Origin of the sequence: Acidaminococcus sp. (assembly GCF_050873445.1) — a bacterium.
Taxonomy (GTDB): Bacteria; Bacillota; Negativicutes; order Acidaminococcales; family Acidaminococcaceae; genus Acidaminococcus.
Genome location: NZ_JBNMIU010000004.1, coordinates 1 through 12439, shown reverse-complemented (window position 1 = coordinate 12439; position 12439 = coordinate 1). Strand labels below are relative to the sequence as shown.

Here is a 12439-nt window from a genome sequence, read left to right as displayed (position 1 = left end):
TTTAATTTCCAGTATCTGAATCTTTGTTTTTATTCCTTTAGAAGGACAGGGGCTGTACACAGCCCCTGTTTTTGATTCTATCAGCCCAGGATCATGGCGCCGATCAGCCCGCCGATGAACAGAGGGATATCGAAGAAAAGAAACGTGGGTACGCAGGTATCCCAGATGTGATTATGCTGTCCGTCCGCATTGAGCCCGGAAGTGGGTCCCAGTGTGGAGTCGGAAGCCGGGGAACCGGCATCGCCCAGAGCTGCAGCCACACCAATCAGCAGGATGATGGACGGAATCCCGAAGCCCAATTTCAGACCCATGGGGATATAGATGGAAGCAACTACAGGGATGGTCCCGAAGGAAGTCCCGATACCCATGGTAATCAGCAGTCCAACGGCCAGCATCAGGAAGGCACCGCCAAGCTTGGTGTTGATGATAGAGGTTGTAGCCATGACCAGGGATTCCACAGAGTGGGTTTCCCGCAGGACGTTGGCATAGCCGGCAGCTACCAGCATGACGAAAGCAATAAAGCCCATCATCTTGACGCCGTCATTGACCACAAGATCCATTTTGTTCCATTTGATGCTGCCGGTCAGCAGCAGTACCAGCAGACCGCATATAGCACCGATGGGCAGGGATTTGAAGTACAACTGGGCTATGAAAGCAGCTGCTGCCCCGGCCAGGGCCTTCCAGCAGTCGGCATTCATTTCTGTCTGGTCAGCGTGTTCGTCCTGGCCCATGATGGGCAGATCCTGGTATTCCCGGGAACGGCTGTAGAAAATAACGGCCAGCACCAGGCCCACCAGCATGGAAGCACCGCCGATCCACATCACGGAAGAGATGTCACTGATGGCGACCTGTACATTATTGGCAACCATCTGATCTTTGATGATGGTCATGAACAGCAGCCCGAAACCAACCGGCAGGGAAACGTACGGTGCTTTCAGCCCAAAGGTCAGGGCACAGGCCACTGCTCTCCGGTCCAGTTTCATGTGGTTCATCACCAGCAGCAGCGGGGGAATCAGGATAGGGATGAAAGCGATGTGGACAGGGATCAGGTTCTGGGAAAAACAGGAAACGAAAGCAATCAGGAAAACAAAGGCGATTTTTTTCGTTCCCACCACTTTGGTGATTTTCCGTGCGACGATGTCTGCCAGCCCGGACTGCCCGATGGCTACAGCCAGAGTCCCCAGCAGGATATAACTCAGAGCGGTTTCCGAATTACCGCCCATCCCGCCGATCAGGACACTGACTGTCTTGTCGATGTTCAGCCCACCCGTGGCACCTGCTACGATGGCCGCCGCCAAAATGGCGAACAGCACATTCATTTTCAGCAGGCAGAGTACGGCCATGACGATGACCGAGACGACAATGGGGTTGGTTAAGATTTCCATACGTTGATCACTCCTTTTCTTGATTTACTTTTCCGTAGATGGGGACGCCTGCATCGTCCATATCCTTTTTACGCTATCATTGTACCGGGTAACTGTCAGAAAAAAGTCAAATAGATGCGTGTTTTTGAATTTAATTTTGAATTTTCTTTTTTCTGTATACTGTATACTTTGATGTTTTTTATTAAAGTATTGCACTAAAGCAAGGACGTTCTATGGACTCAAAAAGGGTGTTGCATGAGCAACACCCTTTCGCAGGTTGTCCAACAGATATAGTATTTTAGCACAGTAGAGAAAAGGAGTAAAGCTTTCCATCAAATTCCATTTCATCCAAAAAAATCGGGGCCGCTCTTTCAGCAGTCCCGATTTTTTCTACAATTACAGCTTCACCTTGGCCAGCAGGGCCTGTTCTCTGGAGTCCACATCGGCTTCGATTTCAGCCATCCGTTTCTTCAGCTCTTCCACAAACAGGACATCTTTGATGCTGCCCAGATTGATTTTCACATTCAGGAACGCTCCCCGTACAGCGGCCCGGGCGTTCATGGCAGCTACAGCCCCATCTGTCACCGCATTGGGGTTGCCCCGCAGGATCACTGCCTCGGCCAGGTCAAACAGCTCATTGGCTGTCTGACCTACCTTGAAGGGAACCAGAGCTGCACCCTTAGTGGCATCCTGAATGGCTGCGCTGCGGGCCTTCTTGGCTTCGTCCGTATCCTTGGGCAGCTTAAAGGCAGCCATGATTTTGTTGAAAGCATTGCTGTCCTCATCGATGAAAGCCAGGAACTGATCTTTCATGGCACCGGCCTTCCGGACCACTTCCTGCATTTCTTCCTGAGAATCAGCATATTTTTCCTTGCCCAGGGTCAGCTGGGCCACCATGGCGATCAGAGCTGCGGAAGAGGCCGCATTCAGGGCAGCGATGCTGCCGCCCCCAGGTGCCGGAGAGGAAGACGCTGTTTCATTGATAAAACCTTCTACCGTGAGTTTCTTCAATTCCATGGGGAGTATCCCTCCTGTATCAGAACAAACCAGTGATCTTGCCGTTGTTGTCGATGTCCATGTTCAGAGCCGCCGGATGTTTGGGCAGACCGGGCATCACCATGATGTTACTGGTCTGACAAACGATGAAACCGGCACCATTGGAAACCCGGACATCCTGTACATTGATCTTGAACCCGCTGGGAGCACCCAGGAGAGCCGGGTTGTCGCTGAGCGAATATTGGGTCTTGGCTACGCATACCGGCAGCTTATCCAGGCCCCATTCTTCCAGCTGTTTGATTTGCTTCCTGGCATTGGGAGTGAAGGTCACACCATCGCCGCCATAGATTTTGGTCACAATGGCTTTCAGCTTGTTGGGGATGGTATCATTCACATCATACAGTTCTACCTTTTGGGGAGCCTGTCCCTGTTCATCCAGGATTTTGGCCAGTTTGCGGGCCATATCCAGACCGCCTTCACCGCCCTTTTCCCAGCTTTCGTTCAAGGTCACTTCCACGCCGTAGCTGGCGCATTTCTGCAGCAGCATATCGATTTCTGCCGGCGTATCCGTAGCAAACTTATTGATGGCCACCAGGACCGGCAGCCCGAAGCTCCGCATATTTTCCACCTGTTTGGCCAGATTGCTGAATCCGTCGCTGAGAGCCTGGACATTTTCCTTGCCCAAATCGGCCTTGGCTACGCCGCCGTGCATCTTCAAGGCACGGATGGTAGCTACCACGACCACCGCATCCGGATACAGTCCGGCATAGTGGCATTTGATGTCGATGAATTTTTCGGCCCCAAGGTCAGCACCGAAACCGGCTTCCGTAATGGCCACATCCCCCAGTTTCAAAGCCATCTTGGTGGCCAGAATGGAGTTGCAGCCGTGGGCGATATTGGCAAAAGGACCGCCGTGGATGATGGCCGGAGTGTATTCCAGGGTCTGGACCAGATTCGGTTTGATGGCATCCTTCATCAGCATGGCCATGGCGCCCTCGCAGCCCAGCTGGTGCACGTACACCGGATTTCCATCCAGATCGCTGCCGATGACGATCCGGCCGAACCGCGCTTTCAGATCTTCCAGATCTTTGGCCAGGCACAGGATGGCCATGATTTCAGAGGCCACGGTAATGGTAAAGGCATCTTCCCGGGGGAAGCCGTTCACTTTTCCGCCCAGCCCCACCACTACTTTCCGCAGGGCGCGGTCATTCATATCCAGTACCCGGCGCCAGGTAATCTGACGGGCATCGATCCGCAGCTGGTTGCCATGATGGATGTGGTTGTCGATCATAGCGGCCAGCAGGTTGTTCACGGCAGTAATGGCATGCATATCACCGGTGAAATGCAGGTTGATATCATCCATGGGTACCACCTGGGCATAGCCGCCGCCGGCAGCACCGCCCTTGATGCCGAATACGGGACCCAGGGACGGTTCACGCAGGGCAACCACAGGGTGTTTGCCGATTTTCCGCAGAGCATCAGCCAGGCCAATGCTGGTAGTGGATTTTCCCTCCCCGGCAGGAGTAGGGGTGATGGCAGTCACCAGGACCAATTTCCCGTTGGGTTTATTTTCCAGACGTTTCAGTACATCCAGAGAAAGTTTGGCCTTGTAATGGCCATATTGTTCCAGTTCTTCCGGCAGGATTCCCAGATTGTCAGCGATTTTGCTGATGGGTTCCATGACGTTCTTTTGCGCAATCTCGATGTCACTCAGCATCAAAGTCCCTCCTTCTCTCTGGGTAAGGAATTATTCTTCCAGTTCCAGCAGACGTTTTTCCAGGATTTCGTCCAGGTTGAAGTTTTCGATCTGCAGATAATATTCCGCAGCCATCAGCAGTGCCTTCATGGGAACGGTCCCAATGACTTCACTGCCCACTACGTTGACGCCATACCGGCGGGCTTCCATCTTAATCATTTCGAAAGCCTGGTACACAGCGGATTTTTCGTAGTTCACCAGATTCATGGAAACCTGTACCTGATTCCGTTCTTCCAGTTTTACACCCATGGCCTTTACATAGTGCAGACCGCCGCCGATGTTCCGGACCTTGCGGGCGATGGCATCTGCCACAGCCTTGTCGCTGCAGTCCAGGTTCACGTTGAAGGCAACCAATGGTACACGGGCCCCCACTGCAGAACAACCGGATTTTTCATTCATGACAGCCGGGCCATAATCCGGTTTCCATTCCGGATCCTTGATTTTTTCAAAGAAGCCCTCATACTGCCCCTTGCGGACAGAAGCCAGGTTCCGACGGGCTTCCCTGGTGCAGGCGTCTTCATACAGATAAACGGGGATGCCCATTTCGCCATAAGCCTTGCCTACAGCATTGGCAATGGCAACACATTCATCCATGGTCACGCCCATGACAGGCGTAAAGGGAACCACATCCACAGCTCCGAAACGGGGATGGGCACCATGATGAGTCCGCATGTCGATCAGCTGGATGGCTACCCTGGCCATGTTGATGGCAGCTTCCGTCACCGCTTCAGGAGAACCGATGATGGTAACCACCGAACGGTTATGATCCGGATCGCTGGAGTAATCCAGGATTTTCAGGCCTTTGATTTTGCGGGCTTCGTCAACGATTTTTTCAACCTTTTCCTTATCCCGGCCTTCACTGAAATTCGGTACAAATTCAACCAACTTTTTCGCCATAATGGGCACCTCCATAGTCCTATTATCGTTAACTGGTTTAGCTGAAAGGCAATTCCTTGCCCTATCTGCTATTATATTATGATTTCTTCGCCTAAAAAACGTCTGAAATCAATTTTTTTCGATATTTTTATTTTTTGACACTTTATGGACGTAAGTTTTTTTACTATACTGAAAGAAAGCGTACAAACACAGATGGAGGTGCTGCCCTATGACCATCCAGGCCATTCCCCGTTCCCAGGCCGTGACCACCCGCTGGTCTGGAGGAACTACGACTGAATTCTATATTTTTCCCAGAAGTGCTGCTTATGCCAAACGGGATTTCCAGATCCGGATCAGTTCTGCCACGGTGGATCTGGATGCCTCAGATTTCACCCTGCTGCCGGATTTCAACCGGATCATCTGCCCCCTGGAGGGCGGTTTTACCCTGACCTTTCCAGAAGATGGGAATCGCCAGATACCCCTTAGACCTCTGGAAGAAGCATATTTTGACGGTGCCTGGCACACCCATTCCGAAGGAAAAGCTGTGGATTTCAACGTGATGACCCGGAAGGGCCTCACCGCTACCTATGCCCGGCTGGCAAAAAGCCAGTTCCTGGCTCCGGCTGCCCACCGTTTCGTGTTCGTCCCCTTCCTGACAGACGAACAGCTGCTGGGCGCCGCCCTGGAAGGCCACCCGCTGAAAGCCGATACCCTGTATGTAATCACCGGATCAAAACCATCAGGTCTGCTGCTGCCGCCAAGATGTGAAGTCATTTATACCACAGTCTGCTGAAAAATAGGGGTGCAAATAGAATTTCCCACACCCCGTCACCAGTCACTGTCCAATGGAGTCCAGCTGATACTGGCAAAAAAAGAGGAGTTGCGAATGATTCTTTCACAACTTCTCTTTTTCGTTTCATGGATGCTTTGTTCCTTTATCAGGACTGGCCTGTCAGCTCACTCAATCATTCAGCCGATAAAATAACACCAGACGGGAATGGTGAACATGGATAACAGGGTGGACAGGATGACCAACTGGGTCGCAAAAGGAAAATCACTGTCATACTGGGCGGCAAAAATCGCTGCAGTGGCCGGAGCGGGCATGCCGGTCATAACCACAGACACACCGGTGCCCACATTGTCCAGGCCCCCCAGCATATGGCAGAGCACCAGGGCAATCAGCGGCAACAATCCCAGCCGGAACACACTGTAGAGTACGCTGTCCCGGTTTACAATGGTGGATAACGGCACATCCGCCAGAATCGTACCCACAATGAACATGGTAAGAGCGGAGTTGCAGTTGCCAATGTAAGTCACGGTCATTTCCAAAAAACGCGGCAGATGCAGTTGGAACACCATGCAGATCATGCCGATATAAATCGCCACCAGACACGGATGGGTCAGCACCTTTTTCAAAGCTGCTTTCCCATCTACTTTTTTCGCTACAAAATACGATGTGCCCACGGACCACATAATGATCCGCATGGGAATCAGAAATACGGACGCATACAAAAGTCCCAGGGGCCCATATACCCCTTCTGCCACCGGGTTCCCCAGAAAGCCTCCGTTGGACGCAATGGTACAGTACTGCAGTACTTTTTTCCTGCCTTCCGTATACCGGTTAAAAAGGAATCTATTTAAGACCAGATAAACTGCCTGCATGAAAAATGCCGCCAAAAGGATCCGGCCGCAGGTATTCAGCACATCGTTTCCCAAAGGTGCCAGACAGGATTTTAAAATATTGCAGGGAATCACCACATTGACACACAGATCCGTCAAGCAGCGTTTCCCCTCTTTATCCAGGATTCCCTTCTTTTTCAGCAGCAATCCTGCCAAAATCAGCAGAAATAACGTAATTTGTAAATTTGCCAAACGCAGTATATCCATACCGCCACCTCCTTCTATTTTTATTGTAACAAGATAAAAATAAAAATGGAAACTGTTATTTCCGGTAGGAGATTTCGTATTTTCCCTGTATATATTTTTATTTACAGGATATTTCCTGTTTTACTTACTTTATTTAACAGTTGTACTTTTAATTTCTCTTTTGCTATGATGAAAACAAAGAAAAAAAGCAAATGGAGGCTGAAGATGATGACAAAAAAGTATGCACTGGATTGGGTCACCAAACCGGATTTTGACGAAATGTACCGGAGCAAACTGTCCGGCAGGCTGATGAAGGCAGTGGAAAAGAAAACTGCTGCAAAAGTCAGCCAAAAACCTTCCGTCACCACTGGCAAAGCAGTGTACGGCATCGAATAAAACATTCCCCAAAAAGAAGGAGTCCATTATGAAACTATCTCTGAATCTGTACCTGACCATGGCTCTGGCAGTGTTGTTTTTCTACCTGGGCGAATTCCTCAAAAAGAAAGTCAAGTTTTTCCGTACCTACTGTATTCCCAGCCCGGTTATCGGCGGCCTGATTTTTGCGCTCCTGCAGTTTGGCTTCTACGAAGCCGGTGTGCTGGACTTAACCCTGGACAGCAGCTTGCAGTCCGTTTTCATGAACTTATTTTTTACCAGTGTTGGTTTCGGTGCAAGTCTCGCCATGGTGAAAAAAGGCGGTAAGACCCTGGTAATTTTCCTGATTTGTGTGGCTAGCCTGATCTGCATCCAGAATGTGGTCGGCGTAGCCATGTGCCAATTCTTTGGCCTGGATCCACTGCTGGGCCTGTGCGTAGGTTCCATTCCGCTGACCGGCGGCCACGGGAACTGCGGAGCCTTTGGCCCTCTCCTGGAAGATATGGGCGTACAGAGTGCCTTTACCGTTGCCGTTGCTTCTGCAACCTACGGACTGATTGCCGGTAACCTGATCGGCAACCCCATTGCCCGCCGTCTGATTCTGAAAAATCATCTGACGGAACACAGCAGCAGCAAAGTTGATGCGGAAGCCCAAGCAGAACTGGAAAAAAACTCTGCTCTGACCCATGTACTGGATCCTGTAAAAGGGACTTCCGGTCTGGCCCTGTTGTTCATCGCTCTGGGCGGCGGCATTTTTGTCACCATGGCTTTTAAAGCTGCCCATATTACAGTTGCCACCTATTGCGGCGCCATGATCTGCGGCATCCTCATCCGTAATTTCTGTGATACCAGCCATATTGAACTGCCCATTCAGGAAATCAGCACCATCGGTAATATAAGCCTGAATTTTTTCCTGATCCTGGCCATGATGAGCTTGAAACTGCAGCAGCTGGTCGGCCTGGCTCTGCCCATGATTGTCATCCTGCTGGTACAGACCATCATCGTAGCGCTGTTCACCACCTACGTCACCTTCAATGCCTGCGGCCGGGACTACGACGCAGCGGTGCTGGTAACAGGACAATGCGGATTCGGCATGGGAGCTACGCCCAACGCTATGGCAAACATGGATGCGCTGACCAAGACCTTCGGGCCTACCCAGAAGGCCTACCTGATTGTTCCGATTACAGGCGGATTCTTCTCCGACATCATGATTGCTCTGTTTGTCACCATTGCCATGAATATGCTGGCTTGAATTCCGCCTGATTCATGCAGGAACACCCCCTTATCAGATACAAAATCAAAAAACCGGGATTTTCCCCCCAGGGATCCCGGTTTTCTTGTGTTATTTTTTATTACCGTTTCTGTTCGTGGATCACATCTAGGAAACTGGCGAAATCCATCGTCCGTTTCTTTAACAGCACATCCACCCGCAGTTTCAGCAGGGGATGCTGACTCATTTCCCGTGCTTTTAACAGAGCCAGCCTCATCTGGGACGACCAGTTCTTATCCGGCCAGGAATCTAATACGCTCAGCGCAGTGCCCCGGCAGGAATCGTAAATGGAAGTCAGTGCCTTTTCCAGCAGATCCTCCCCTTCTCCCGGATAATCAGCCAGTGCCTGCAGCAGCGGTTCCATGGCATACTCTTCCGTCAGATATTCATCCGCATGTTCCCGGGCAAACTTCATCACCCGGTTGAACCGGCGCTTGTCGTCCGTATCCAGCAGGAAGCTGTACAGCTCCGTCCGCATGGGATCTTTCTTCAGGAGGGCCCATAATTCCTTATGGATATCCAGATCCAGGGCATAGGCCATATGGGCCACGATCAGATTCACCCGGCCATCCTTTTCCAGCAGATTGGCCTTGATCTGAGGTAGCCAGTCAATGGAAAATACCAGGGATTCCAGGTCGCTGATCAGAAGGTGACACTGGTTCATGGTCAGATAATCCCAGCATTCATCGTCCACCATGGTCCGCAGCCCTTCTGCCATATTGATGAGAGCGGCTGCGTCCATCAGATCGGTATGATACTCTTTGGCATGACACAGGAACTTCTGCATGATGGAGAACAGGTCCACCACCGGCAACTTTTCTTCTTCGGAGATATCTAATTGCTGGAAACCCAGCAGGAAGGCCAGATAATTCAGCAGCAGACGGCTGATACCCTGGAACATGGGGTGCTCCAGGTGGGATTCATCCAGCAGCGCTGGAATGTTTACCTTGGAGAAGAGTAGCAGGGAGACTGCCGGATAATTGATGGTCAGATCACAACCATGGACCACCAGCCAGGCCTGATCTTCCGGTGTCTCAAACTCATAAGCCTGCATGGCGCACAGCTTGCCCCAGCCCATAGTATGCTGCAGCATGTCCCACAAATCCTTCTGGGCCAGCTGGTGACACAACTCCAGGGCATAGATTACAAAGCTGGTGAATTCCTCGCAGCGGGCCAGCACCAGCAGGTCTTTTTTCAGCTGCCAGTTCACCACCAGATCCTGCTCGTTCAGCATATACAACCCACAGATTACAACAGCCAGTTTCACTGTTTCCCGGCTGGAAGCTTCATAGAGCCATTCCCGGGCCAATTCCCATAAGGGCTGAGGGATCCGCTCTTCAGAAAGCTGATCCACCAGGCTCTCATAGTACAGAATGCAGGGCGTGGAGGAAATCCCCATGTACAGCATGGTGGCGTTTTCCGGGGTAGGGTCTTCTGCATAGGCCTGCAGCACCTGGTAGATCTGGGTACCCACCGAACCGGCCGCTTCTTCCGCCTGACTGTTGCTGGCCAGGAACGCATCGGCTGCCCCTGGCTCCAGCAGGGCTTCATTATCTCCAACTACGATAGCCCGATCCTCCAGGGTCTCCTTGGTAAAAAAACCATCAGCGTCCAGGTTGCTCTTGATATAACCAAATATGCTTTTTCCCTGCTTCCAGGGTTTTGTGCGTGTTTCCATCATTCTCATCCTATTTTCCAAAAATGTATAGCTATGTAGGATATCCATTATACCATAAAAAGACAAAAAATCAAAAAGGAGGTGCGGATTTCCACACCTCCCCTATTGTTTCTGATTGAATCTTACGCCTGTGTCGACGCTTCCGGTTCAGCAGCTGTTGCTGTAGTTTCCACCGTCTCCGGTTCATCCTGTTTCATGGTTCCGTGGAGAATGGCCATGAATTCATCGCCGGTAATGGTTTCTTTCTTCAACAGGTACTGGGCCAGCTCATCCATCTTATCCCGATGGGCTTCCAGGATGGCACGGGCCTGCTTATGGGCTTTCTTCACCACAGCGAACACTGCTTCATCGATCTTGGCTGCCGTTTCCGGTGCACAGGCAAGGGACGTATCACCGCTCAGATACGCATTGTTCACCGTTTCCAGAGCCACCATGTCAAATTCATCCGTCATGCCGAAACGGGTAATCATAGCCCGGGCCATCTTGGTGGCCTGTTCGATATCATTGGAAGCCCCGCTGGTCACCATATTGAACACCACTTCTTCGGCAGACCGGCCACCGGTCAACGTCACAATCTTGTTGTACAGCTCTTCCCTGCTCATAAGCACCTTCTCCTGTGTGTCCACCTGCATGGTGTAGCCCAGTGCCCCGGATGTGCGGGGGATAATGGTAATCTTATGGACCGGTGCCGAATCTTTCTGGGAAGCAGCCACCAGAGCATGGCCGATTTCATGGTAAGCGATGACTTTCTTTTCTTCCTGGGAAATCACAGCGCCCTTCCGCTGAGCCCCGGCAATGACCACTTCTACACTTTCCTCCAGGTCTTCCTGGATGACCTCATTCCGTCCCATCCGCACAGCACGCAGTGCAGCTTCGTTGACAATATTGGCCAGTTCAGCACCGGAGGCACCGCTGGTAGCCAGGGCAATGGTATGGAAGTCCACATGGGGATCCATCTTCACATCATGGGAATGGACCTTCAAGATTGCTTCCCTGCCCTGCAGGTCAGGCAGTTCCACCGGTACCCGGCGGTCGAAACGACCCGGACGCAGCAATGCCTTATCCAGTACTTCCGGCCGGTTGGTAGCAGCCAGGATAATAACACCCTTACTGCCGTCAAACCCATCCATCTCGGACAGCAGCTGGTTCAGGGTTTGCTCCCGTTCATCGTTGCTGCCAAAAGAACCGCTGTCTCTCTTTTTACCGATGGCATCGATTTCGTCGATGAATACGATACAGGGTGCCTTTTCCTGGGCCTGCTTGAACAAATCCCGGACACGGGCAGCTCCCATCCCCACGAACATCTCAATGAATTCGGATCCGGAAATGGAGAAAAATGGTACTTTGGCTTCCCCGGCTACGGCCTTGGCCAACAGGGTCTTACCAGTACCGGGAGGGCCCACCAGCAGGACGCCCTTGGGCATCACCGCACCAATTGCCTTATACTTGGACGGATTGTGCAGATAATTGACGATTTCCTGCAGGGCTTCTTTGGCTTCGTCCTGTCCGGCCACATTCTTGAACGTAACCCCGGTCTGAGAAGCAATGTACACCTTGGCGTTGCTCTTGCCAAAGCTCATCATATTGCCTCCACCCAGCTTGGGTCCCAAGTAGCGCATCAACAGCTGGCCGATGACCATGAATACCAGGAAGGGCAGGATCCAGTTGTTGAAAAAGCTCATAATAGGGGATTCCTGTTTGGGAATGACCTGGGAAAATTCCACCTTGGCTTTTACCAGACGGCTGACCAGTTCCGGGTCATCCACCCGGCCAGTCACATAAATCTGTTCTTTATTGTCGCTGTCGTTGCACAGCAGCGCAATCCGATCCTTGGTGATTTCCACCTTCTTTGCCTTGCCTTCATCTACCATGCTCAGGAAGTTGGTATAACTGACTTCGTGGACCTTGGGCTGGAAGAACATGGGGCTGATGACGGTATTGATGATCAGAATCAGCAGGATTGCCGCGATGTAATATATACGGACATGTTTGGACTGTTTGTCAGGATCCGTGTCTTTCATTTGATTTCACCCTTTCAACATAAAAAAACTTTTTGTACCCATTATATCATAAAGCATTGTAAGCGAATGAAGAAATCTTGCACTCATTGTAAAGAAATTGGTTCTTTGTCAAATGTTGGGGCGAATTTCAAATCATCCACCATTCATGGACGTGAGCATTTTTGCTTACGTCCATCTTTAATTTAGTTTTACCTTAGACAACAGTAATATCCTTCCTCGAAATCGTTTAAAGTTCTT

At 51.1% G+C, this 12439-nt stretch carries 10 protein-coding genes; 3 read left to right on the top strand and 7 right to left on the bottom strand.

What is annotated here, in order from left to right:
• Nucleotides 1–80: 80 nt before the first annotated feature.
• The 4 genes from ACR0QW_RS01315 to ftcD all read right to left on the bottom strand — a co-directional run bounded on the left by ACR0QW_RS01315 (nt 81) and on the right by ftcD (nt 5013).
• Complete coding sequence (locus ACR0QW_RS01315; RefSeq protein WP_432641921.1) at nt 81–1385, bottom strand: Na+/H+ antiporter family protein; 1305 nt, start codon at nt 1383–1385, stop codon at nt 81–83.
• Between the two features lie 375 nt (nt 1386–1760).
• Nucleotides 1761–2381 (bottom strand): cyclodeaminase/cyclohydrolase family protein, encoded by a 621-nt coding sequence (locus ACR0QW_RS01310; RefSeq protein WP_432641920.1) that lies wholly within the window; start codon nt 2379–2381, stop codon nt 1761–1763.
• A gap of 19 nt (nt 2382–2400) precedes the next feature.
• The gene (locus ACR0QW_RS01305; RefSeq protein WP_432641919.1) at nt 2401–4077 is read right to left on the bottom strand and encodes a formate--tetrahydrofolate ligase; all 1677 of its coding nucleotides are present in this window, start codon (nt 4075–4077) and stop codon (nt 2401–2403) included.
• A 30-nt stretch (nt 4078–4107) separates the two neighbouring features.
• Nucleotides 4108–5013 carry a glutamate formimidoyltransferase gene (gene ftcD / locus ACR0QW_RS01300; protein ID WP_432641918.1) on the bottom strand — a complete coding sequence of 302 codons (906 nt, stop codon included), beginning with the start codon at nt 5011–5013 and terminating at the stop codon, nt 4108–4110.
• Between the two features lie 208 nt (nt 5014–5221).
• Between ftcD and ACR0QW_RS01295 the strand changes: the two genes are divergently transcribed.
• A complete protein-coding gene (locus ACR0QW_RS01295) occupies nt 5222–5785 on the top strand; it encodes a HutD/Ves family protein (protein ID WP_432641917.1) in 564 nt (187 codons plus the stop codon).
• Nucleotides 5786–5961: 176 nt separating this feature from the next.
• Here the strand turns inward: ACR0QW_RS01295 and ACR0QW_RS01290 are convergent, their stop codons facing one another.
• Nucleotides 5962–6879 carry an AEC family transporter gene (locus tag ACR0QW_RS01290; protein ID WP_432641916.1) on the bottom strand — a complete coding sequence of 306 codons (918 nt, stop codon included), beginning with the start codon at nt 6877–6879 and terminating at the stop codon, nt 5962–5964.
• Between the two features lie 204 nt (nt 6880–7083).
• Between ACR0QW_RS01290 and ACR0QW_RS01285 the strand changes: the two genes are divergently transcribed.
• Both ACR0QW_RS01285 and gltS read left to right on the top strand, forming a co-directional pair.
• Nucleotides 7084–7254 carry a hypothetical protein gene (locus ACR0QW_RS01285; protein WP_432641915.1) on the top strand — a complete coding sequence of 57 codons (171 nt, stop codon included), beginning with the start codon at nt 7084–7086 and terminating at the stop codon, nt 7252–7254.
• Between the two features lie 28 nt (nt 7255–7282).
• Nucleotides 7283–8485 (top strand): sodium/glutamate symporter, encoded by a 1203-nt coding sequence (gene gltS / locus ACR0QW_RS01280; RefSeq protein WP_432641914.1) that lies wholly within the window; start codon nt 7283–7285, stop codon nt 8483–8485.
• A gap of 100 nt (nt 8486–8585) precedes the next feature.
• On the opposite strand, the gene ACR0QW_RS01275 is transcribed toward gltS, so the two are convergent.
• Nucleotides 8586–10184, bottom strand: a complete 1599-nt coding sequence (locus tag ACR0QW_RS01275; RefSeq protein WP_432641913.1) for a hypothetical protein — start codon at nt 10182–10184, stop codon at nt 8586–8588.
• Between the two features lie 119 nt (nt 10185–10303).
• Complete coding sequence (gene ftsH, locus ACR0QW_RS01270; RefSeq protein WP_432641912.1) at nt 10304–12202, bottom strand: ATP-dependent zinc metalloprotease FtsH; 1899 nt, start codon at nt 12200–12202, stop codon at nt 10304–10306.
• Between the last annotated feature and the right edge of the window lie 237 nt (nt 12203–12439).

What these genes read in the sequence shown, in the direction of transcription:
- ACR0QW_RS01295 (WP_432641917.1), top strand. Translation starts at nt 5,222, where the DNA reads ATGACCATCCAGGCCATTCCCCGTTCCCAGGCCGTGACCACCCGCTGG.
- ftsH (WP_432641912.1), bottom strand. Translation starts at nt 12,202, where the DNA reads ATGAAAGACACGGATCCTGACAAACAGTCCAAACATGTCCGTATATAT.
- ACR0QW_RS01285 (WP_432641915.1), top strand. Translation starts at nt 7,084, where the DNA reads ATGATGACAAAAAAGTATGCACTGGATTGGGTCACCAAACCGGATTTT.
- gltS (WP_432641914.1), top strand. Translation starts at nt 7,283, where the DNA reads ATGAAACTATCTCTGAATCTGTACCTGACCATGGCTCTGGCAGTGTTG.
- ACR0QW_RS01310 (WP_432641920.1), bottom strand. Translation starts at nt 2,381, where the DNA reads ATGGAATTGAAGAAACTCACGGTAGAAGGTTTTATCAATGAAACAGCG.
- ACR0QW_RS01305 (WP_432641919.1), bottom strand. Translation starts at nt 4,077, where the DNA reads ATGCTGAGTGACATCGAGATTGCGCAAAAGAACGTCATGGAACCCATC.
- ftcD (WP_432641918.1), bottom strand. Translation starts at nt 5,013, where the DNA reads ATGGCGAAAAAGTTGGTTGAATTTGTACCGAATTTCAGTGAAGGCCGG.
- ACR0QW_RS01315 (WP_432641921.1), bottom strand. Translation starts at nt 1,385, where the DNA reads ATGGAAATCTTAACCAACCCCATTGTCGTCTCGGTCATCGTCATGGCC.
- ACR0QW_RS01275 (WP_432641913.1), bottom strand. Translation starts at nt 10,184, where the DNA reads ATGATGGAAACACGCACAAAACCCTGGAAGCAGGGAAAAAGCATATTT.
- ACR0QW_RS01290 (WP_432641916.1), bottom strand. Translation starts at nt 6,879, where the DNA reads ATGGATATACTGCGTTTGGCAAATTTACAAATTACGTTATTTCTGCTG.